This is a genomic window from Oceaniradius stylonematis (assembly GCF_003149475.2).
Lineage (GTDB): Bacteria > Pseudomonadota > Alphaproteobacteria > Rhizobiales > Rhizobiaceae > Roseitalea > Roseitalea stylonematis.
The window spans coordinates 96,991-117,542 of sequence record NZ_QFWV02000008.1 but is presented as its reverse complement, the minus strand read 5'-3'; the positions used below and the strand labels follow the sequence as shown (position 1 = coordinate 117,542).

The window sequence follows — 20,552 nt, the reverse complement described above, 5'->3', positions numbered from 1 at the left end:
CGCCGCCCTTGGCATGAGCGCTTCAGCCTTGCCCACGGCGCGGTGATCGCCTGCCTGATCAGGCCGGGCGGGCAATCATGATGACGGGAATGCCGATCGTGCGTGCGGCTTCGATCTTGCCATAGGCGCCGTCGCCGCCCGAATTGCGGCAGACGATGCAGGTGATGGCATGGTCCCGGAGCACACGCTCCTCCTCGGCGGCCGGGCCCGGCTTGCCGGTGACGATCGTGTGGCTGGCAAGCGGCAGCGGCGATGCGGGCGGGTCGATCATGCGCACGATGAAGTGGACATCGCGCCGCGCCTCGAACGGCGCGAGATGCTGGCTGCCGAGTGCCAGAAAGACGCGCGCGCCGGGCGGAATCGCTGCGGCTGCGTCGGCTTCCGAAGCGACCTCCCGCCAGTCGTCACCGGGCTGCCGGTCCCATGGCGGACGCGTGTGGACATCCAGCTTCACGCCGGCAAGCGCTGCGGCTTCGGCCGCGTTCGCCGAGATCTGCCGCGCATAGGGATGGGTCGCGTCGATCATCCGCGTGATCCGTTCGCGCCGCAGGAAGTCGGCGAGGCCGGCGATGCCGCCAAATCCGCCGGTGCGTATCTCTCCGGCGACCGGCGCGGGCTCGGCCGTCCGGCCGGCCAGTGAGGTGACGACCCGCCAGTCCGGATGGGCGTCGACGAGTCGTCTGGCCAGCGTCGCCGCCTCTCTGGTGCCGCCCAGAATGAGGACAGTTTCGGTCACGAAAACCCCGTGCGGGCGATGATCGCACCCGTGCGGTCGACGATGACGATCTCGGCCTGGACGGGCGCGCCGCGCAGCGTGTCCATGACCGTTGCCAAGGCCAGACCGGCCACGTCCGCCGCGATATCGATTTTCGTATCGCTCATGATTTCAACCACTTGCGCTGCGGTGTTGGCGGATAGAATCCGCGCCTTCATGTCCTGATTCAAGCCGTTTCCGGCAAGATCGGCTAGGAAAGCCATGTCCACCTGGCTGCGCGCGGAATGCAGGTCGAGTGCGCCCTGGGCGAGTTTGGTGATCTTGGCGAAGCCGCCGGCTATCGTCAGTTTCGGCACCGGGTGTGCCCGCAGATATTTGATCAGTCCGCCGGCGAAATCGCCCATGTCGAGAAGCGCGATCTGAGGCAGATTGTAGAGCGCCTGAGCGGCAGCCTCCGAGGTGGAGCCGGTCGAGCCGAGCACGTGGTCGAGCCCGGCCGCGCGCGCCACGTCGATTCCGCGATGGATGGAGTGAATCCATGCCGCGCAGGAAAAGGGGTGGACGATTCCCGTCGTGCCGAGGATCGATATGCCGCCAACGATGCCAAGGCGCGGGTTCCACGTCCGTTCGGCAATCGCGGCGCCATCGGGCACACAGATCGTCACGGCAATGTCGGGCGCAATGCCATGTTCGGCGCACACCTCGCCAATGATTTCGGCCATCATCCGGCGCGGCACGGGGTTTATCGCCGCTTGCCCCGGCCCGATGGGCAGGCCCGGCTTTGTCACGGTGCCCACACCGTCGCCGGCATGAAAGGTTATGCCGCTTTCCGGCTCGCCCCATCCGACCCGCGCGATCACCATGGCGCCATGGGTCACGTCCGGATCATCGCCCGCGTCCTTGACGATACCGGCTTCGGCGAAGCCGTCGCCGCGCTTTTCATGCGCGAGCGCAAAGGCGGGCGTTTCGCCCTTGGGCAGGGTGATCGTCACCGGATCGGGGAACGCGTCCGTCAGCAGCGCGGTCAGCGCGGCCTTGGCGGCGGCGGTGGCGCAGGCGCCCGTCGTCCATCCGCGCCTCAGCGGGCCGCCGGGCTTGCGCGCTCCGGCGTCGGGCTCGGCCTGAGATGGTGGCGTGGCGCTCATCACTGCCTTATAGGTGAGGGGTGACGCGACATGAAGATGACTTGAAGATGACGTGCCGCCGATGACCGAACCCATCGCACCCAAGAGCATTTGGCCCGAGACGGCACCGGACTTCGTGCCCGGCCATGTCTGGCTCGTGGGCGCGGGGCCCGGCGATCCGGGTCTTTTGACGCTGCATGCGGCGCACGCGCTGGGGAATGCCGATGTGATCGTCCATGACGCGCTGGTCGATCCGCGATGCCTCGAACTGGCACGGCCGGGCGCAACGCTCGAATATGCGGGAAAACGCGGCGGCAAGCCGTCCGCCAAACAGCGCGACATCTCGCTTCGCCTCGTCGAACTGGCCCGCTCGGGCAAGCGTGTACTGCGGCTGAAGGGCGGCGACCCGTTCGTTTTCGGGCGGGGCGGGGAAGAGGCGCTGACGCTGGCCGCCCATAACGTGCCGTTCCGCATCGTGCCGGGCGTAACGGCGGGCATCGGTGGCCTCGCCTATGCCGGCATTCCGGCGACCCATCGCGACACCAACCATGCCGTCACCTTCCTCACGGGCCATGATTCGGGCGGCGTCATGCCCGATGCGATCGATTGGCACCATGTCGCCAAGGGGGCTCCGGTGATCGTCATGTACATGGCAATGAAGCATATCGGCGCGATCGCCGGGCGGCTGATCGCCGAGGGCCGTGCGCCCAATGAACCGGTCGCCTTTGTCTGTAACGCGGCGACCGACCGGCAGCAGGTCCTGGAGACGACGCTTGGGCGCGCCGAAGCCGATGTCGCCGAATCCGGGCTCCAGCCGCCGGCGATCGTCGTTGTCGGCGAAGTGGTGCGCCTTCGTTCCGGGCTCGACTGGCTGGGCGCCTTGTCGTCGGGCCGGGTGCTCGATCCCGATCCGCTGGGCGCGCGCCGCCGGGACGAAACCGGATGAACGGATTTCTCGTCGCCGCGCCCCATTCGGGCAGCGGCAAGACGGTGGTCACGCTCGGGCTTTTGCGGGCGCTGCGCGATGCGGGCCATGCGCTGGCGCCAGCCAAGGCCGGACCGGACTATATCGATCCGGCCTTCCATGCGGCGGCGAGCGGCGAGGCTTGCATCAATCTCGACCCATGGGCGATGCGGCCGGACCTGTTGCGGGCGCTGGCGCCGGACCACGGCGCTGACAGGCTTCTGGTCACCGAGGCGATGATGGGTCTGTTCGACGGCGCGGCAGATGGAACCGGAAGCGCGGCCGATCTTGCCGCCCTTCTGGGCCTTTCGATCGTCTTCGTCGTCGATGCCTCGCGCATGGCCCAATCAATTGCAGCGCTGGTGTCCGGCTACCGCAGCCATCGCAAGGATGTTGATTTTGCTGGTGTCATCCTCAACCGGGTCGGCAGCGCCCGGCACGAGGCCATGCTGCGCGCCGCGCTCGACCCGCTCGGTGTCCCCGTGCTCGGCGTGGTGCCCGGCGACACGGCGCTCGCTCTTCCCGAGCGCCATCTCGGTCTCGTGCAGGCCGGCGAGCATGCGGCGCTCGAAGCCTTCATCGCCCATGCCGGCACCGTGATGGCACGCGGCTGCGATCTGGAGGCGCTGGCCGCAATGGGCCTTCCACGGGCTTCAGGCAAGGCGTCCGTTCCGCGCCTGCCGCCTCTTGGTCAACGCATGGCGATTGCCCGCGATATCGCCTTTGCCTTTTGCTATCCGCATTTGCTCGAGGGATGGCGCGGGCAGGGGGCAGAGCTTTCCTTCTTCTCCCCGCTGGCCGACGAAGCGCCGGCATCCGATGCGGACGCGGTGTTTTTGCCGGGCGGTTATCCCGAACTGCATCCGGAGACGATCGCCGGCGCAACGCGGTTCAAGACGGGCATGAAGGCCGCGCGTGACCGGAACGCTGCGATCTATGGCGAGTGCGGCGGATACATGGTTCTCGGCGAAGGGCTGACCGGTGCCGATGGCGTCCGCCATGCCATGCTTGGTCTGTTGCCGGTCGAGACCAGCTTTGCCACCCGCACGCGCCATCTGGGCTACCGCCGGCTCGATCCGATGGCCGGGGCGCCCTGGCCGATGCCGCTGACCGCGCACGAGTTCCACTACGCAACCGTCACGCGCGAGGGCGACGCCGAAGCGCTTTTTGCGGTGCGCGATGCGCAGGGCGCCGATCTGGGGCATTATGGGCGCCGAGTCGGCACCGTGTCCGGGTCCTGGTGCCACGTGATCGACAGGGTTGAGTGATGTCACGTCCTCCGCGTCATGGCGGGTCGCTCGATCGTGCCGTCGCCGAATTTGGCGGCGCGCATGCCGACTGGCTCGATCTGTCGACCGGCATCAATCCCGTTCCATGGCCGGTGCCGCCCATTCCGGCCGAAATATGGGAACGGCTGCCCGAGCACAGTCTCGAGGATTATTGCCTCGATGCGGCGCGCGCCTATTACAGCGTGCCCGAGGGCGCCGCGATCGTTGCAGCGCCGGGCACGCAGGCGATCATCCAGCGGCTTGGCGATCTCATCGGGACCAACCGGCGCATCGGTATCGTCACGCCAACCTACGGCGAGTATGACTGGTGCCTCGCAACGCCCGACCGGGTGGTCGGGACGGTCCGCGCGATCCCGGCCTATGAGGACGGCTATGACGGGGTCGTCTTCGGCAATCCGAACAATCCCGACGGCGCACGACACGCCGGCGAGACCGACCGCACGGCGGTGGCCGCTCTTCTGGCCCACAGCGGCACGGTGATCGTCGACGAGGCGTTCGCCGATGTGGCGCCTGAAGCGTCCTATGTGCCCGATACGGGAAACGATGGGCTGATCGTGCTGCGCTCGTTCGGCAAGTTCTTTGGCCTTGCCGGCATCAGGCTCGGCTTCGCCATCGGCCCGCCGGGCGACATGGCGCGGCTGCGCCGCCTGCTCGGCCCATGGGCGGTGCCCGGACCGGCGCTTTTTGTTGGCGGCCGCGCGCTGCGCGACATCGCCTGGATCGCCGAGACCCGCACGCGGCTGATGCGCGACCGGCAGCGGCTGACCGGGCTGCTCGAACGGCACGGTTTTGCGATTGCAGGCCATACCGACCTGTTCGTGCTCGCCGTTCATGACCGCGCGCCGGGCATTGCCGCGGCACTCGCCCGGGCACGCATCTGGGTGCGATCTTTCGACAAGGATGCCGCCTGGCTGCGCTTCGGCCTGCCGGGAGACGATGCGGCGTTCGCGCGGCTCGAAAAGGCGCTTGCGCAGGCGGTCTGATCGGCCCATCACGCGGGAATGGCCGAAACGCTCGTCATCCTGTTTGCCGCGCTGATCCTCGATCGCCTCATCGGCGATCCGGACTGGCTGTGGCGCCGCGTGCCGCATCCCGTGGTCTTTTTCGGAAAGCTGATCGGGTGGGCCGATACCCGCTTCAACGATAATGGCGCATCGGAAACACGGCGTGAGAAAAACGGGTTTGCGACGATCGCCGTGCTGATGATCGGCGCGATCGTTGCCGGAACGTTTCTCGGCGATCTGTTCGACGCGCTGGGCGGCGCTGGTTTTGTGCTCGAAGCGGTGCTGGTGGCGGTTTTCTTAGCGCAGAAGTCGCTGGCCGATCATGTGGGTGCGGTGGCGCAAGGTCTGCGCGCCGGCGGCATCGATGGCGGGCGGCGCGCGGTGTCGATGATCGTCGGGCGCGATCCCCACACGCTGGACGAAGCGGGCATTTGCCGCGCCGCGGTCGAGAGCCTCGCCGAAAACGCATCCGACGGGGTCGTCGCGCCGGCCTTCTGGTATGCCGTGTTCGGCCTGCCCGGCCTTCTGGCGTACAAGATGCTGAACACCGCCGACTCGATGATCGGCCACAAAACCGATCGTCATCGCGCCTTCGGCCGCGCGTCGGCGCGGTTGGACGATTTCGCCAACTGGCTGCCGGCACGGCTGACGGCGCTGCTGATCGTCGCAGCCGGCGGATTGGACCGGTGGCGGGACCGCATCCGCACCGTCATGCGCGATGCGCGGCTGCACCGTTCGCCCAATGCCGGGTGGCCTGAAAGTGCCATGGCAGCCGTGAGCGGCCTCGCGCTTGGCGGACCGCGCGTTTACCGCGGCGATATGGCCGATGAGCCTTTCATGAATGACGAGGGGCGCAAGGACACCGGGCCGGATGACATCGACGCGGCGCTCGGTGTCTTCTGGCGGGCGATGACCGCGCTGACGGCGTTGGTCGGTGCGTTGGCGGTCTTGGCGGGGTGAGAGGCGTTCCACCTCCCCCTTGAGGGGAGGTCGGAGAGGCGAGCGAAGCGAAGCTGATCCGGGTGGGGGTTATCGATGCCCACCACCGTTACCCCGCACCCGGCTTTGCCTTGCGGGGCTCAGCAGTCGCCGACCTCCCCTCAAGGGGGAGGTGAAGCATTGTGTTTCCAATCCGCGCCTCGATCGCCCTGTTCAGATCCGGCGCCGCGGCGACCAGCCTTTGCGCCGCTTCGGTCTGCGGATTGTCGAGCAATTCGCCTGTCGGGCCGCGTTCGACGATCCGGCCATGGTCCATCACCATCACCTCATGGGTGATGGCGCGGGCGACGGTCAGATCGTGGGTGATGAAGAGGTAGGCGAGACCGAGTTCATCGTTGAGCTTGGCGAACAGGTCGAGGATCTGCGCGCGGATCGACACATCGAGTGCCGAGACAGGCTCGTCGCAGACGACCAGCTTGGGCCGCGTGATGATGGCGCGGGCAATGGCCAGCCTTTGCCTCTGCCCGCCGGAAAATTCATGCGGATAGCGGCGCATGGCATCGGCCGGCATGCCCACCTCTTCCAGCGCGAATGCGATGCGCTCGCGCCGCTCCGTACGGCTCAAGGGCTTTTCTTCCAGATGCAGCGGCTCGGCAACCAGCCGCTCGACGGTCTGGCGCGGGTTGAAGGAGCCGTAAGGGTCCTGAAAGACCACCTGCATCTCGCGCCGCGCCAGCGCCATCTGCGCATCATGGTCGTTGAGCCTGGACGTCTCCATGCCGTCAAACGAAACGATGCCTGCGGTCGGCTTGTCGAGCGCCAGCACGATGCGCGCGAGGGTGGATTTGCCGCATCCTGACTGGCCGACAAGCCCGACAGAGCGCCCGGGCGGGACCGAAAAGGAGACATTGTCGACGGCACGGAACGGCTCGCCGCGCGAGAACAGTCCCGTGCGCGGGCCGGGATAATCCCTGACGAGGCTCTGCACCTCGAGAAGGCCCCAATGGTCCGCCGGTTTCGTGCGGCCGGCCCATTGCGGCACATGCGCCGATGCTTCGGCCAGTTGTTGCGTATAAGGGTGTTTTTGCTGACGCAGCACGCCGACCGCGTGGCCGGCCTCCTGCACCTCGCCACGGCGCAATATGGTGATGTCGTCGGCCATGCCGGCAACGACGCCCAGATCGTGGCTTATCAGCACAAGACCCATGCCGTCCTCGGCGACCAGTTCGCGCAAAAGGTCGAGGATCTGCGCCTGCAGCACCACGTCCAGAGCGGTGGTCGGCTCGTCGGCGATCAGCAGCTTGGGCCGCAGCGCACAGGCGATGGCGATGACGACGCGCTGTCTCTGTCCGCCCGACAGTTCGTGCGGATAGCGGTCGAGCGGAAAACGCGCGCGCGGCAAGCCGACCCGCTCGAGCATATGCGCGGCGCGAGCCTCCGCGTCCGGCCGGTTGGCGCCGGTGTGCCACCGGATGCCCTCGGCGACCTGCTCGCCGATCGTCTTGACCGGGTTGAGCGCCGTCATCGGCTCCTGGAACACCATGCCGATATCGTCGCCGCGCAGCGCGCACATGCGCTCCTCGGTCGCCGTCAGCAGATCCTCGTCGCCAAAGCGCAGCGTGCCTGCGGCGTCCGCGCCATGGGGCAGAAGCCGCATCGCCGTCAGCGCGGTCATCGACTTGCCGGAGCCGCTTTCGCCGACCAGCGCATGCACCTTGCCTGCCTCGACCACCATGTCGATGCTCCTGAGGATCGGCACGCCGCCGATCGCCAGATCGAGCTTGTCGATGGTCAGGATAGGCGCCGTCATCGTTCGCGCCGCAGCTTTGGGTCGAGCACGTCGCGCAGACCGTCGCCCAGAAGGTTGAGGCCGAGCACGGTGACGATGATCGCGATGCCCGGCGCGATGGCCATTTGCGGCGCGATGGCCATCATGGTCTGCGCTTCGGCCAGCATCCGGCCCCAGCTCGTCGCCGGCGGCTGGGCGCCAAGGCCGACATAGGAGAGCCCGGCTTCGGCCAGGATGCCGAGCGAAAACTGGATCGTGCCTTGCACCAGCAAGAGATTGGCGATGTTCGGCAGTATGTGTTCGGCGGTGATGCGGGCCGGGCCTTTGCCCGACGCGCGGGCTGCGAGGATGAATTCGCGCGGCCAGAGCGACAGCGCCGCGCCACGCGCGACGCGCGCGAACACCGGAATGTTGAAGATGCCGATGGCGATGATCGCGTTGACAGCGCCGGGGCCGAAGATCGCCGTGATCATGACGGCGGACAAAAGCGCGGGGAAGGCGAAGATGATGTCGGAGGTCCGCATGAAGACTTCGTCGATCCAGCCGCGCCTGGCCGCCGCCCAACAGCCCAGCGGCACGCCGATGCCGATGCCGATGCCGACCGCAATCAGCGCAACGGCGATGGAGTTCCGGCTGCCTTCCATGATCATGGAGAAGATGTCGCGGCCGAAATGGTCGGTGCCGAACCAGTGGCTCCATGACGGCCCCTGCAGCCGGTCGGGGATCGACAGCTTGGCGACGTCATAGGGCGTCCAGATGAGCGAGACCGCGGCGATGAAGACGATGAGAAGTGTGATCGCCGCGCCCGCCTGAAACGAGCGGTTGGCCCGCGCCTTTTTCAGGAACAGGCGCCAGTCCTCATGTTCGGCGGCGACGAGATGATCGGTCATCGGCGGCGAAGCCTCGGGTCGGCCCAGGCATAGGCGAGATCGACAAGGAAGTTGACGATCACCACGGTGCCCACCAACAAGACGACGACCCCCTCGACGACGATCAGGTCGCGCTGGTTGATCGCCTGGAAGACAAGCTGGCCGAGGCCGGGCAGGAAGAAGACGTTCTCGATGATGATCGTGCCGGCGAGCAGGAAGGCGAACTGCAGGCCGAGGATGGTCAAGACCGGTATCATCGCGTTGCGCAGCGCATGGCGCCACAGGACGATGTTCGCGGGCAGGCCCTTGGCGCGGGCGGTGCGGATGTAATCCTCGGCCAGCGTCTCGAGCAGCGCCGAACGGGCGACGCGGGCGAGGATCGCCGCCTGCGGCAGCGCCAGCGCGATGGCCGGCAGGATCAGCGCCCTCAGGCCCGGCCAGAGGCCCTCGTCCCAGCCCGGAAAGCCGCCGGCGGGCACCCATTGCAGCGTCACGGCGAAGACATAGACAAGCAGCAGCGCGAACCAGAAATTGGGGATCGCGATGCCCAGTTGCGTGCCGGCCATGGCGGCGGTGTCGGCGCGGGTGCCGCGGCGGGCGGCGGTGAAGATGCCGACCGGAATGGCAATCGCCGTCGACAGGCCAAGCGCGAGCAGCGCCAGCGGCAGCGAGACGACGATGCGGTCGGCGATCAGCTCGGTCACCGGCACCGAATAGGTCAGGCTTTCGCCGAAATCGCCGCGCGCCATGCCGGAAAGCCAAGACAGATAGCGGGTCAGCACCGGCTCGTTGAGGCCCATCTGCTCGCGCAGCGCCCGCACCGCATCCTCGGTGGCGTTGAGGCCGAGCATCAGCCGCGCCGGGTCGCCGGGCACGATCTCCAGGACGAAAAACACGATAGCGCTGGCCACGAGCAGCGTGACGAGGACGATCAGCAGGCGACGCGCGGTGTAGGCGAGCATGGGCAAGGGTTAGCCCGGATCGCCGGAATGGGGAAGCGGGCGGGGCGTGAGCCGGTGGCTCAGAACGTCGTGACGGTCCGGCGATCGAAGATGGTCGTCATGTCGGCCTGGTCGGCGGGGATGCTGAAGTCCGAGCCGGAGCCGCCGCGTCTGAGTGCATTGGCCGCCGCCTGGGCATATTCGAAGACCAGCTGGCTGAGGCGCGGCGAGCGGCCGTAGACCGGCCCGCGCGGACCGCCGCCGGCAAGCGCGATCGTGCCATCGTCGGTGCGGGTGATCGGCTGGACGTTCTGGACGGGAATGCCCGTTTCGAGATCATAAAGGGTCAGTTCGGCGACGAACTGGGCATGGTCCGGCCGCCTTTGACCATTGACGGTCACCGCGGCTCCGGTCAGCTGCTGCAGGCTCGCGCGGCTCCTGATGAACACCGACCTGACCGAGACGACGGCGCGCACCGGGCGGGTCCCGGTGAACATGGGCCGCAGCGCATCGTCGACATGGGCCCGCACGGTTTCGGCAATCGCAGCTTCAAGGGCGGATTGGCGGCCCTGCTGGTTGACCAGACCAAGGCGAGTGCCGAGCGCGCCGGCGCCGGTTCCGCCGGCGGCCTGCGCGCTGACCTGACCGTCGATGTCGGCGACCAGAAGCGGCCGCTGGGCGCCGGAGAAATCGACATCCACCTGGGCGAGCCGGATTTGCGTGAAATAGTCCGGCTGGGCCGTCACGTCCGCGGTCTGACACGCCGAGACAAAGCCAAGCAGGATGCCAAGCGCCGCAACGCGCCCAAGCGCGGCAAACCCCTCGCCGATGGTCCAGATGGTCGATCGCATGTCAGGCCGCCTTTTCAGTGTGTCCCCCGGTGGATCGACCGGACACATGAAAAGACCGTTTTGTCAAGGAATTCAGCGCTATGCGGCGGGCCGCCGGCCCCGGATCGGCCGGGCAGCCGCAGTTCCGCCCACATCCTTCATTCCATTTCCAAAATCTCGGAGAACGGTCGTCGCTTCGACGCTTGCAGGCAGGGATGAAGGGTGCGGTGCGCCCGATACACCGCACCCCGGATCACGGCCCGGCGCATGCAACGAAACCCAGAAGCAGGAACGGCCCGGAATGCCGGGGTCCGACGTTTCGCCCGTCGCGGCGGCCCAACCGCTCGTCCCGTGCGCAGGCGGCGATTGTCAATTGCGGGTGCTGGTGCCGGAGCTCCGATTCCAATACCCAAACCGGGGTGCCGATGAACCGGACCGGACCGAAATCAGGATTTCTGGCCGCATGGCTCCAACGAAGCACAGATCTTTCCAGCCTCTTCCCAGATCTGCAGCGTCCGACCGCGCGTCACGTCGTGCGGCAAATCGTTGACGGCCTCTTTCAGGAACCGGATGCGTCGCTCGACTTCGATCCTGCCGGTCGGATCGCTTTGCCAGTCGGGGTAGATGTCCCGGAACAGCAGGCGTCCGGATGTGTCCACGCTGTCCAGCAGACGCGCAATGGCGGCGCCAAGCACTGACGGAGGTTCGGCGCCGCCATTGAAGTCGGTGAACATGACGGTGCCGTCGGACTTCGTCTCCGTCCGGACATAAAAACGCGGATCTCCGGGAAGTGTGGCCTTCGCCGAAAACGGATCGGAGCTGAAGATCAGTTCGTTGCGTCGGTCGGCACCAATTTCGGCGCTTGTGTCCTGCTGGGCCGATGACTTGAGTCCAAATGGCAGAACCACCATTGTGACGAAACTCCAATCGCGCGTTGCCGTCATCGACGGGACAGATAGATCAAGGTTTAATCAAATATGCGTCTTGTTCTCTGCGGTGTCCAGTCGCCCATCAATATCGGCATGATCTTGCGCTCTGCCGAGATCTACAGGGTGGCAGTGCTGATCCACGACGCTTACGGCGTGTTTTCGGACAAGGGAAAGGTGAGGACGATAAGCGACTTCGGTTGCGGTGCGCTGCAGCGTCACCCGCCAAGCATCGTGAAGACCCTCAGCGTTTCAGACCTGCGCGGCCGTCTTGTCCGTTCCGACACCGTCGCTGGCGCGCAGAGCCATCTGGCGTTCGAATGGCAGGCCGGTGACAGTCTTCTGATCGGCAACGAGTATGACGGGGTCCCGCAGGATTTGGCGGCGGCCAGCCATGCAAGCGTCACAATTCCGATGCCGCCGGGCCATTTCCCGAAGCCGGAGTCCTTCGATCCAATCGATTCCGAACGAGCCGCGCGAATTGCGCGGCAGGGCATGCCGAGCCTTAATACGGCTGTCGCCGCGTCCGCCATGATCTCGGCGGCCTATGCCAGGGGACTTCTCGGCTGACGGGGTGGCGTTCGGGCGATGGCCGGTACTGTCGGCGGCCGGTTCCGCGCCGCATCGGGCGCCGCGGCGTTCCCGATCAGATCGCCGAGCAACGATTTGTGCGCCCGGGCGCGACAGGCTCATTGATCTCGGTGCGACGGTTGAAGTCGTCGAGATATGCCGGATTGTCCATGCGCCTCAGCATGACGACCATGCGCAACACGACGTCTAGATCGACATGCTTCATGGGTATGACTTCGCCGGGCCCGGTCGATCGATCCCGCTCACAGCTATCCCCGATCCGGAACTCCAAGATATCGGCCATTCTTCATCCCCTGCAGATGAAGAAAGGATGCGTTGACAACAATTAATGAAAAGTTAACTATAATTTTACTGAAGACGATTTCGCGCGGAGACGTGTTATGGCACCGGGGGCGAGCCGTAAGAAGACTTGTTTCGTCATCACGCCTTATGGCGATCCCGAGGGCACCGACGAGCAGAAGGAACACGCCAAGGTCATCGATGGGCTCATCGAGAACGTTCTGCGGCCGGTCGAGCGGGTCTGCCTGGAAGCGGGGCTTGCCATCCAGATCGTCGAGGGCCGCGACCGGAAGCAGGAAAAGGGTATCTGGAACAAGATCGGCAGCGATATCGAATCCGCCGAGACCGTGATCGCGGTGATCTATACATCCAGCCCGAACGCCTATCTGGAACTGGGCCTTGCCTACGGGCTGTGGATGAGCCCCATTTTGATCGTGCTCGACGGCGCCGAAAAGCCCTCCGATCTGAAAGACATCGAACATGTCGCGGTGAGCCGCGCCGAAGCCCTGCGCGAGGACGGGGCGGATCCGACGCCCAAGTCGAAAGAGATCGCCGAACGGATCGTCGGCATCAATCGGCGTGGCCGGCGCAGCAAGCCCGATTTCCTGCCCGAGACCACCACCTCCTACGGATCGATCAGGACCTATGACCGCTTCTCGAAAGCGATCGAGATGTCGGACTGGTCGCACATGATGAACGAGGCCGAAAAACACCTTGTCCTGGTTTTGCCGAAAGGGATGAAGATCAGAACGCGGAAGTTCTCCGACCGGCACGGCGCTCCGGCCCATATCGATGAAATCATCACCGAGAAAGTTCTCGGGGACGGCGTTGACGTTACNTTTTCGCGATGAACTCGCCCGCTCGTTCCGGGCCTGGAACACGCTCCGCGAGGGCATCGAAGCGCAGCAGCGTATAGCGGAGCAGCGGGGCGTTGAACCCTCGGGGTCGTTCCGCCTGATCCGCTCCGAGCAGCGCCAGCTCCCCTTTCGCGCGACGCTGACAGAAAGGCGGCTGCTGCTCACGATGCGGTTCAGTCAGGAACCTCTGGACTCCCACCACTGCATCGATGCCCCTGCCAGGAGCGCGGAGGACGATTACGACATACCGGTCTATCAGCTGGTCAGCCAGGAGATCGACCGTCTGGTCAGAAACAATGTCGAGCAGTCGGAACGGGACTTCGAGGAATGGCTGACGGGGCGCGCCGCTTGATTTTTTGCCATCCTCGCAGGGACTTGCCAGGTTCGCAACTCTTCCGTTGCGGAATCGGCGGCGGAACCTGTTGCGCTTGGCTGTCCCGAGCAGGCGATCCTTTGCGCGCTTCGAGTTGACATGGCCGAGACCCAGCCCGACGAAACCGGCTTCGTGCGCAATCCGCTGGCGCAATGGAAGAATGACGACCTGCTGCTCGATGAGGAGACGCGCAACCAGGTCAGGAAGGACCGTCCGCGTGCCTTCCCGATTGTCGATTGGCCCGAGATGCGGACGCTCTTCAAGGAGATCGATCAAGACGCGATCGCAGCCAAGAGAAAGGTCCGCAGCCAGGGGGTTCTCGCTGTCTGGATCGCCACGTCCGGCCTTGTGCTCGCAGCGTTTGCCACCTGGCTCGCGGCGCCGGGCAGCGCTGCGGCTGTCCTTTTTGGTATCGTGTCCACCCTGTTGCTGGTCGGTGGAGTGTGCCTCGGCCTTCTGCCTCTGCTTTTTGGCCGAGACCGCAGCGATTGGCTCNGTCCGTGCCATGACCGATCCGGCCGCGCTTGAGGAACTGCACGCCAAGCGCGCCGAAGCGCTGAAGAGTTTCGCCGATCGGCTGAACCCCAAATCCCCGGCCGCGCTTTTCGATGTGCTGCGCGACAGCACCGCACAGCATGTCTGGCAGGATGCGCGCTGGTCGGCTGCTCCGCCCTCCGGCAAGGCCCTTCCCGCATCGGAGATCGGCGAACTTCTTGACGCCCTGCGGCGCCTGCGTTTCGGCGTTCAGCGGCACTATGCGATCATTGCGGTCCAGGAGCATTTCAACGCGCCCGGTGTGCGCTCGACCTGGCTGCATCGCGGCGCGGACGCGTTGACCGTAGCGATGCTGATCGCCTCGCTTCTGCTTGCGCTGTCGCTGCTGTTCGGCCTTGAAGGCTGGGACCGCGCGTTGATCGCATTGGCAGCTTCCTGCGCGGCTGGCGTTGCGGCATTTCGCACGCTCGAAGAAGGTCTTCGGTATGGCGACGATGCGTTGCGCATGGCCTGGTATCTTGCCGCCATCGACGCGCTCGAGGCCGATTACGACCGCCTGCAGGCTTCCGGCCGCATTCGCCTGCACCGGGAACTGGAAGCGCTGGCCTATCGCGAGATGCGCGAGTTCCTGACGTCGCATCATCGCGCCCGCTTCGTCCTGCAATAAATTCATACGCGGCCGCCAAACCGCCGTCGGCGTCGCGCCCTGTCGTGACATGCGGATTGGCTGGTTCCGCCGCGCGCGCCGAAGGTAGTCGCTATCCGGCGTTCCGATGGGCGCGGTGGAGGGAGTATGGGGGAGGGGCGAGGCGGTTGGATAAGTTTCTGCGGTTCGAATGTCCGCTTAGAACCCGCACCTGCCAAATGCTGCATATCGCATGAACATCAGCTTTCGCGGAACATCGCTGGCGGGCGAGGTGCGCAGGTGCCGATGGAACGCTCGCCACATCTGTTCCGAATCTCGGAAGCGGCTGGCCAACGCCATGGTTTTCATACTCCGCTCATGCCCCATCCTCGCTCGATAGCGGTTTGATCCGATAGACGAGGAAGCCGGTGTTCCGCGCGACCCGGTCGTAGAGCCGGCGTGCGATCTCGTTGCTTTCGTGGGTATGCCAATACACGTCGGCGACACCCTCGGCGCGGCAGTGATCGCATACCGCTTCGATGAGGCGACGTGCAACCCCGGTGCCCCGCGCCTCCGTACAGGTGTATAGATCCTGCATGTAGCAGGTGAGCTCGCGTTGGATCAGATTGGGATGGAGCACGACGTGAGCCAGCCCGACTGGGATGTTATCTTTCAGGGCGAGCAGTCCATGGACGGGCTCGGTATCGTCGAGCAGGCGCGTCCAAGTGGCGTCGACAATTGCGGGCTCCAATGCTGTCTCGCCCTTACGGCCGTAGAAGGCGTTGTAGTCGGCCCACAGATCTTCCCATCGCCGGCGATCGGCGGTCTCCAAGTTCCGAACCTTGATCTCTGCTGACGAACCGCGCCTTGTCGTCCCGCTCGATCTTTTCATGTCCATCCCCAACCGCCCATCTCGCTCGACTTCTCACTGCACGTCCCGCCGATTATGGCCGACGAAAACGGACCTTCGGACTCTTAGCTGGATATGTGCCTCGATTAGATGCGTGGCTTCGGCGCTGGTTCGCGTTCGGAATCGCCGGAGTTCGGCTCGCCTTTCGGCTCAATCAGAAGAACCTCGACTTCCTCGTTTGCTCTCGGTCGATGTACAACACCCTTCGGAACAATGAAAAGCTCGCCCGCTTACACAGTGCGCGGTGCTTCTCCCTCGATGTCCATCTCCATCTCGCCTGGATTACGTCCGTCTCATCGGGAGAAATCCGATATCACCCCTGGGACGCATAGAAGTAAGTCGTGCACGAACCAGGCTTCCCGGTCTTGAACGATCGCGTACGCGGGATTGGGTTCGTGGTGCCCCGTGGAAGGCAGGGATCCAGCGCATCGAACCGCATCTTTTCGGTGAGCCCTACGCTCCACACCGTCACGACGCTTGCCCCACCCTCGCGTCGATGGATAACTTCTCAGAAGCGGCCATTGAGATGCGTTCCATCCACGTCAGCTCCGTCCGCAGAGCGGTCGGTCGACCAACGGGGTCAGGCGTCAGTGACGACAAGCCCCCTCACTCCGTCCACCTGACCCCGGTCACATCGTTGGCCTGGACCGGCGAATTCTCCCACATGCCTTCCAGCTTTGCGTCCCAGATGCCGTTCTTGGCGAGTTGGAAGAGGAAGCCGTTGACCGCGTCTTCGGCCAAAATCTGCTGGGCCTGGCGGAAGAGCTCATAGCGGGCGTCTTCGCCGGCGGTCACCGACAGCTCTTCGATCACGGCGTTGAAGTCGGGGTTTTCGTACTGGAAGTAGTAATCGTCGCGCGCGTAGATGCCGATATCGTTGGGCTCGGTGTGCGAGACGATGGTCAGGTCGTAATCCTTGTTGGTGAAGACCTGTTCGAGCCACTGCGCCCATTCGACCGGCTCGATTTCCAGGTCGATGCCCACTTCGCGCAGTTGCGCGGCGATGATCTCGCCGCCGCGGCGCGCATAGGAGGGCGGCGGCAGTTTCAGCGTGCCGGTGATGCCGTCGCCATGGCCTGCTTCGGCGAGAAGTTCGCGGGCGCGGTCGGGATCGTAGGGATAGGTTTCCGACAGTTCGACATAGGCGGGGTGGTGCGGGGCGAAATGCGAGCCGATCGGGGTGCCAAGGCCGAACATGGCGCCGTCGATGATCGCCTGCCGGTCGATCGCGTGGGCGATCGCCTGGCGCACGCGGACATCGTCGAAGGGCGGCTTGGCGTTGTTGGTCGACAGGATGGTTTCGCCCTCGGTCGAGCCGATGGCGACGGTGAAGCGCGGATCGGCCTCGAACACGGGGATCGATTCGGGCGCCGGCAGGTTCGGATAGGCCTGCACGTCGCCGGCCAGAAGCGCGGCTGTGGCGGCGGCCGGGTCGGGGATGAAACGGAAGGTCACTTCGGTCAGCGCGGGCGCATCGCCCCAATAGGCGTCGTTGCGCTGGAGCGTGACGGCGGCGCCCTTTTGCCATTCGACGAAGGTGAACGGGCCGGTGCCGACGGGGTTTTCCTTGTTGGTCTCGGCGCTTTCGGGCGCGACGATCACCGCATCGCCCCAGCCCATATTGTAGAGAAAATCGCCGGCGGGCCGCGACAGCGTCACTTCGACCGTCAGCTCGTCCATCTGGGCGACGCTTTCGATGGCGTCGAACAGGCCCTTCTGGGCGTTGACGGAGTCCTCGCCACGCGCCCTGTCGAGCGAGAAGACCACGTCTCCGGCGTCGAGCGCGGTGCCGTCATGGAAGGTGACGCCTTCGCGCAGCTCGAACGTGTAGGTTAGCCCGTCGTCGGAGATGATCCAGTTTTCCGCAAGGCCAGGTTGCACGGCGCCGTCGCGGCCGATGCGTGTCAGTCCCTCGAAGACGTTGGCATAGACCACCTCGTCGATCGCCGCGGCTGCGCCGGCGGTCGGGTCGAGATGGGGCGGCTCGAGCACCACGCCGATGGTCAGGTCCGTGCGCTCGGCATGGGCCGAAACGGTCATGGCGAAGGCGGCCGTGGCGGCCAGGGCGAAACGTGCGATCATGGCGGAATGCCTCCCGTGAAATCCGTCGTCAGTTAAGCAGGTTCGGCGGCCCCTGTCAGCAAACCATGGATTGCGGCGGCCATCACATGGGCGCTTTGCACCATGTCGTCGATGCCGATCCATTCGTCGGGCTGGTGGGCGAGGTCCAAAATGCCGGGGCCATAGGCGATGCAGTCATGCAGATGGCCGATGCGGGCAATGTGCTTCTGGTCGTATGTGCCCGGTGAGATGACGTAATCGGGCGCGCGGCCGAATTCGGCCTCGATGGCTGCGGCGACGGCTGTGACGACCGGCGCGTCGCGTTCGGTCATGGTCGGCAGCACCTCCATCACATCGCGGATGGCATAGGCGAAGCCGGGCCGCTCACGCCTGAGCCGGTCGAGGATGGCGACCACTTCCGCCTTCACATCGTCGAGGCTTTCCTCGAGCAGGAAGCGGCGGTCGATGGTCATGGCGCAGCGGTCGGGCACGTTGGGAGAGGGCAGACCGGTATGGTCGTCGGTCTGCCCGCCATGGATGGCATTGATGTTGAGGGTGGAGGCGCGGGCGCCATCGGGCACGACGCGCATGTCGGTGCGCCGGGCGGCGAGCGCCGGAAACAGGTCGTGCTCGAAGGCGGCGAGCACCGCGCCCATGTGGCGCACGGCGCAATCGCCCAGAAAGGGCATGGAACCGTGCGCGATGCGGCCATGGGTTTCGATCTCGGCCCACCAGACGCCGCGATGGCCCAGGCAGATACGGTCCTTGTTGAGCGGCTCGGGGATGATGACGTGGTCGACGCGCGGGCGCGAGAACAGGCCCTGTTTGGCCAGATGGCCGACGCCGGCATAGCCGCCCGATTCCTCGTCCACCGTGCCGGAAATCTCGATGGCGCCGGAATAGTCCGGAAAGGTTTCGATGAAGGCGTCGGCGGCGATGATGGAGGTGGCGAGACCGCCCTTCATGTCGCAGGTGCCGCGCCCGAACACCTTGCCGTCCCGGATCACGCCTTCGAACGGATCGACGGACCAGCCATGGCCGGCCTCGACGACATCGATATGGGAGTTGAAATGGACGGTCTTGCCGGGCGCGCGGCCTTCGCGCCGGGCGATGACATTGACGCGCGGAAAGCGGTCGGTGTGGCCCGGCTCGCCCTCGGCGACGATCAGCCGTGTCTCATAGCCGGACCGATGCAGGCGCTTTGCGATGAACTCGGCGCATGGCCCGTAGGCATCGCCCGGCGGGTTGACGGTGGGGAAGCGGACAAGTGCCTGCGTCAGCGCGACGACCTCGTCGCGCCGGTCCTCGACGGCCTTGCGCAGATGCTCGGACATGGCCGGCATAGTGCGCGCGCCCGGCTGTTTTGCAAGCGATTTTCGGGGTTTGGCCCCTGTGCGCGGCGGTGCCGTCTGTGCGCCCGCGCACAGACCGCCATTAAGACTAACGGCAGAAGGATGGCGGGCGGACTTTGACGCCTGCCGGCGTTGGCAGTACGCTGAGGCCGGTTCTTTTAGTTTTGCGTTCATTCGGGGGCGAGGCCGATGAAACAGTTTCTTCTGATCTTTGCGCTGGCGGTCGCCATCGCGTTTCCGACGGCGGGCGATGCGGTTGCCGCACGGCTGGTCGCCGATGTCGATATTTCCAGTCAGACCATGACGGTGCGCAAGGATGGCCGCGTACTCTACCGATGGCCGGTTTCCACCGCCCGCCCGGGCAAGGTGACGCCGATCGGCACGTTCCGGCCGCAGCGCATGCACCGCAAATGGCGTTCGACCATTTACGGGTCGAACATGCCGTATTCGATCTTCTTCCGCGGGCCCTACGCAATCCATGGCACCGGCGCGGTGTCGCGGCTTGGCCGTCCGGCCTCGGCCGGTTGCGTGCGGCTGCACACAGCCAATGCCAAGCGTCTTTACGACCTGACACGCCAGGTCGGGCCGAGCAACATGCGGGTGCGCATCCGCCACTGAGCGATGGGTCGACGGCGGCGCCTTCCGGGCGCCGTTTTCAGTTGCGGGATCGGGGATCGGCCAGCGTCTTGGGATCCCAGCGCCGGTGCATCCACATCCACTGGTCGGGGTACTCCCGCACCCAGCGCTCGACCACATCGTTGAGCACCTGCGTCGATCCATCCAGATCGATCTTGCCGTCGCCGTCGCGCGGCAGTTCGATCGCTTCTTCCAGTTCCAGCCGGAAGCGGTTGCCGGGCAGGCGCACACAGCGCGCCGGATGGACCGGACAGTCGAACTGGCGCACCAGCTTGGGCAGCAGCGGATTGGTGCGCACGGGCTGTCCGAAAAATGTGCCGAGCCGGCCGCGGTGGAACTTCTGGTCGACCAGCACGCCGACCGACCTGCCGTCCGACAGTGCGCGGGCGAGACCGGCGGCGGCGCCTGTCTTGGACGGTACGAGCTGGCCCATCGTCGTCTTGCGCGCCGCCAGCACGCGCTTTGCCACGTAGGGATTGTTGGGCGGGCGGAACAGGGCGGTCACCTCGAGATCGAAGGTCGCCGCGCAGATGGGCAGCAGTTCGAAATTGCCGGTATGGCCGGTGAAGAAGATCACCGGCTTTCCGGCCTCGTGAAGGCGAATGAAGATGTCCTTGCCGCGCACCTCGATGCGGCCGTCCTGGTCGGCATCGGGGTCGAAATCGAAAAGCTTGTCCAATACGACATATTCGGCCACCTGGCGGCCCATATTGCCCCACATGCGCCGGGCGATGGCGCGGCGCTCGTCGCCGGACAGTTCCGGCATCGCCTTGTCCAGATTGTCGAGGACCACCCGCTGGCGCGGCAGCAGCGGACCGACCCGCGAAAGCAGGGCCGCCAGCGCGTTTATCGCGGCATCGGCCGGCAGCAGTTTCAGGACGGCCAGAATGGCAAAGGTCAGATGGGCTTCGAGCCAGTAGCGCGCGCGCTTGGCCCGCTGGGTCAGCTTCAGCAGTCGGACCTGGGCGGGCGTCATGGCCGTC

At 65.6% G+C, this 20,552-nt stretch carries 19 protein-coding genes and 1 pseudogene; 7 read left to right on the top strand and 13 right to left on the bottom strand.

Features of this window, described 5'->3' with window-relative positions:
* Positions 1-58 precede the first annotated feature (58 nt).
* Together DEM25_RS13760 and DEM25_RS13755 are read right to left on the bottom strand one after the other, a co-directional pair.
* Positions 59-736 (bottom strand): cobalt-precorrin-6A reductase, encoded by a 678-nt coding sequence (locus tag DEM25_RS13760; protein WP_109766303.1) that lies wholly within the window; start codon positions 734-736, stop codon positions 59-61.
* Entirely contained in the window at positions 733-1,863 is a 1,131-nt protein-coding gene (locus tag DEM25_RS13755) for a cobalt-precorrin-5B (C(1))-methyltransferase (protein WP_375565637.1), read from the bottom strand. Before DEM25_RS13755 ends, DEM25_RS13760 begins: the two co-directional genes overlap by 4 nt.
* A gap of 58 nt (positions 1,864-1,921) precedes the next feature.
* Between DEM25_RS13755 and cobA the strand changes: the two genes are divergently transcribed.
* The 4 genes from cobA to cbiB are packed head-to-tail and all read left to right on the top strand — an operon-like array spanning position 1,922 to position 6,056.
* Positions 1,922-2,785, top strand: a complete 864-nt coding sequence (cobA, locus tag DEM25_RS13750; protein ID WP_109766466.1) for a uroporphyrinogen-III C-methyltransferase — start codon at positions 1,922-1,924, stop codon at positions 2,783-2,785.
* The gene (locus tag DEM25_RS13745) at positions 2,782-4,071 is read left to right on the top strand and encodes a cobyrinic acid a,c-diamide synthase CobB (protein WP_109766301.1); all 1,290 of its coding nucleotides are present in this window, start codon (positions 2,782-2,784) and stop codon (positions 4,069-4,071) included. The genes cobA and DEM25_RS13745 overlap by 4 nt, the downstream gene beginning before the upstream one ends.
* On the top strand, positions 4,071-5,075 hold the full coding sequence (gene cobD / locus DEM25_RS13740; protein WP_109766300.1) for a threonine-phosphate decarboxylase CobD: 1,005 nt from the start codon (positions 4,071-4,073) through the stop codon (positions 5,073-5,075). Before DEM25_RS13745 ends, cobD begins: the two co-directional genes overlap by 1 nt.
* Positions 5,076-5,093: 18 nt before the next feature.
* A complete protein-coding gene (gene cbiB, locus DEM25_RS13735; protein ID WP_109766299.1) occupies positions 5,094-6,056 on the top strand; it encodes an adenosylcobinamide-phosphate synthase CbiB in 963 nt (320 codons plus the stop codon).
* Positions 6,057-6,144: 88 nt separating this feature from the next.
* Here cbiB and DEM25_RS13730 read toward each other — a convergent pair whose 3' ends face one another.
* The 5 genes from DEM25_RS13730 to DEM25_RS13710 all read right to left on the bottom strand — a co-directional run bounded on the left by DEM25_RS13730 (position 6,145) and on the right by DEM25_RS13710 (position 11,408).
* Positions 6,145-7,845: an ABC transporter ATP-binding protein gene (locus DEM25_RS13730; protein WP_109766298.1), complete on the bottom strand. Its 1,701-nt coding sequence runs from the start codon at positions 7,843-7,845 to the stop codon at positions 6,145-6,147.
* Positions 7,842-8,714, bottom strand: coding sequence for an ABC transporter permease (locus DEM25_RS13725; RefSeq protein WP_109766297.1), 873 nt, complete (start codon positions 8,712-8,714; stop codon positions 7,842-7,844). The genes DEM25_RS13730 and DEM25_RS13725 overlap by 4 nt, the downstream gene beginning before the upstream one ends.
* On the bottom strand, positions 8,711-9,655 hold the full coding sequence (locus DEM25_RS13720) for an ABC transporter permease (RefSeq protein ID WP_109766296.1): 945 nt from the start codon (positions 9,653-9,655) through the stop codon (positions 8,711-8,713). The genes DEM25_RS13725 and DEM25_RS13720 overlap by 4 nt, the downstream gene beginning before the upstream one ends.
* A 59-nt stretch (positions 9,656-9,714) precedes the next feature.
* On the bottom strand, positions 9,715-10,485 hold the full coding sequence (locus DEM25_RS13715; protein ID WP_109766295.1) for a hypothetical protein: 771 nt from the start codon (positions 10,483-10,485) through the stop codon (positions 9,715-9,717).
* 425 nt (positions 10,486-10,910) lie between these two features.
* Positions 10,911-11,408: a hypothetical protein gene (locus DEM25_RS13710; protein ID WP_147393327.1), complete on the bottom strand. Its 498-nt coding sequence runs from the start codon at positions 11,406-11,408 to the stop codon at positions 10,911-10,913.
* 33 nt (positions 11,409-11,441) lie between these two features.
* On the opposite strand from DEM25_RS13710, the gene DEM25_RS13705 reads away from it, so the two are divergent.
* The gene (locus tag DEM25_RS13705; protein WP_109766293.1) at positions 11,442-11,960 is read left to right on the top strand and encodes a TrmH family RNA methyltransferase; all 519 of its coding nucleotides are present in this window, start codon (positions 11,442-11,444) and stop codon (positions 11,958-11,960) included.
* A gap of 76 nt (positions 11,961-12,036) precedes the next feature.
* On the opposite strand, the gene DEM25_RS17640 is transcribed toward DEM25_RS13705, so the two are convergent.
* Complete coding sequence (locus tag DEM25_RS17640; RefSeq protein ID WP_109766292.1) at positions 12,037-12,264, bottom strand: hypothetical protein; 228 nt, start codon at positions 12,262-12,264, stop codon at positions 12,037-12,039.
* Between the two features lie 1,731 nt (positions 12,265-13,995).
* Between DEM25_RS17640 and DEM25_RS13685 the strand changes: the two genes are divergently transcribed.
* Positions 13,996-14,652: a hypothetical protein gene (locus DEM25_RS13685; protein WP_120222757.1), complete on the top strand. Its 657-nt coding sequence runs from the start codon at positions 13,996-13,998 to the stop codon at positions 14,650-14,652.
* A 334-nt stretch (positions 14,653-14,986) separates the two neighbouring features.
* Here the strand turns inward: DEM25_RS13685 and DEM25_RS13680 are convergent, their stop codons facing one another.
* From DEM25_RS13680 to DEM25_RS13665, 4 genes and pseudogenes are all read right to left on the bottom strand, one after another.
* Positions 14,987-15,442, bottom strand: a complete 456-nt coding sequence (locus tag DEM25_RS13680) for a GNAT family N-acetyltransferase (protein ID WP_245412917.1) — start codon at positions 15,440-15,442, stop codon at positions 14,987-14,989.
* A gap of 164 nt (positions 15,443-15,606) precedes the next feature.
* Positions 15,607-15,798: pseudogene (locus DEM25_RS18390) on the bottom strand (cupin domain-containing protein); the annotation flags it as partial.
* Between the two features lie 328 nt (positions 15,799-16,126).
* The gene (locus tag DEM25_RS13670; RefSeq protein ID WP_109766289.1) at positions 16,127-17,602 is read right to left on the bottom strand and encodes an ABC transporter substrate-binding protein; all 1,476 of its coding nucleotides are present in this window, start codon (positions 17,600-17,602) and stop codon (positions 16,127-16,129) included.
* Between the two features lie 32 nt (positions 17,603-17,634).
* A complete protein-coding gene (locus DEM25_RS13665) occupies positions 17,635-18,915 on the bottom strand; it encodes an acetylornithine deacetylase/succinyl-diaminopimelate desuccinylase family protein (protein WP_109766464.1) in 1,281 nt (426 codons plus the stop codon).
* A gap of 207 nt (positions 18,916-19,122) precedes the next feature.
* Here DEM25_RS13665 and DEM25_RS13660 point away from each other — a divergent pair, with 207 nt between their 5' ends.
* On the top strand, positions 19,123-19,551 hold the full coding sequence (locus DEM25_RS13660; protein ID WP_109766288.1) for a L,D-transpeptidase: 429 nt from the start codon (positions 19,123-19,125) through the stop codon (positions 19,549-19,551).
* Positions 19,552-19,588: 37 nt separating this feature from the next.
* Here DEM25_RS13660 and DEM25_RS13655 read toward each other — a convergent pair whose 3' ends face one another.
* On the bottom strand, positions 19,589-20,545 hold the full coding sequence (locus DEM25_RS13655) for a lipid A biosynthesis lauroyl acyltransferase (protein WP_109766287.1): 957 nt from the start codon (positions 20,543-20,545) through the stop codon (positions 19,589-19,591).
* Positions 20,546-20,552 lie beyond the last annotated feature (7 nt).

Coding starts and splice junctions, on each gene's coding strand:
- cobA (WP_109766466.1), top strand. CDS start 1,922: ATGACCGAACCCATCGCACCCAAGAGCATTTGGCCCGAGACGGCACCG.
- DEM25_RS13745 (WP_109766301.1), top strand. CDS start 2,782: ATGAACGGATTTCTCGTCGCCGCGCCCCATTCGGGCAGCGGCAAGACG.
- cobD (WP_109766300.1), top strand. CDS start 4,071: ATGTCACGTCCTCCGCGTCATGGCGGGTCGCTCGATCGTGCCGTCGCC.
- cbiB (WP_109766299.1), top strand. CDS start 5,094: ATGGCCGAAACGCTCGTCATCCTGTTTGCCGCGCTGATCCTCGATCGC.
- DEM25_RS13730 (WP_109766298.1), bottom strand. CDS start 7,845: ATGACGGCGCCTATCCTGACCATCGACAAGCTCGATCTGGCGATCGGC.
- DEM25_RS13725 (WP_109766297.1), bottom strand. CDS start 8,714: ATGACCGATCATCTCGTCGCCGCCGAACATGAGGACTGGCGCCTGTTC.
- DEM25_RS13720 (WP_109766296.1), bottom strand. CDS start 9,655: ATGCTCGCCTACACCGCGCGTCGCCTGCTGATCGTCCTCGTCACGCTG.
- DEM25_RS13715 (WP_109766295.1), bottom strand. CDS start 10,485: ATGCGATCGACCATCTGGACCATCGGCGAGGGGTTTGCCGCGCTTGGG.
- DEM25_RS13710 (WP_147393327.1), bottom strand. CDS start 11,408: ATGACGGCAACGCGCGATTGGAGTTTCGTCACAATGGTGGTTCTGCCA.
- DEM25_RS13705 (WP_109766293.1), top strand. CDS start 11,442: ATGCGTCTTGTTCTCTGCGGTGTCCAGTCGCCCATCAATATCGGCATG.
- DEM25_RS17640 (WP_109766292.1), bottom strand. CDS start 12,264: ATGGCCGATATCTTGGAGTTCCGGATCGGGGATAGCTGTGAGCGGGAT.
- DEM25_RS13685 (WP_120222757.1), top strand. CDS start 13,996: ATGACCGATCCGGCCGCGCTTGAGGAACTGCACGCCAAGCGCGCCGAA.
- DEM25_RS13670 (WP_109766289.1), bottom strand. CDS start 17,602: ATGATCGCACGTTTCGCCCTGGCCGCCACGGCCGCCTTCGCCATGACC.
- DEM25_RS13665 (WP_109766464.1), bottom strand. CDS start 18,915: ATGTCCGAGCATCTGCGCAAGGCCGTCGAGGACCGGCGCGACGAGGTC.
- DEM25_RS13660 (WP_109766288.1), top strand. CDS start 19,123: ATGAAACAGTTTCTTCTGATCTTTGCGCTGGCGGTCGCCATCGCGTTT.
- DEM25_RS13655 (WP_109766287.1), bottom strand. CDS start 20,545: ATGACGCCCGCCCAGGTCCGACTGCTGAAGCTGACCCAGCGGGCCAAG.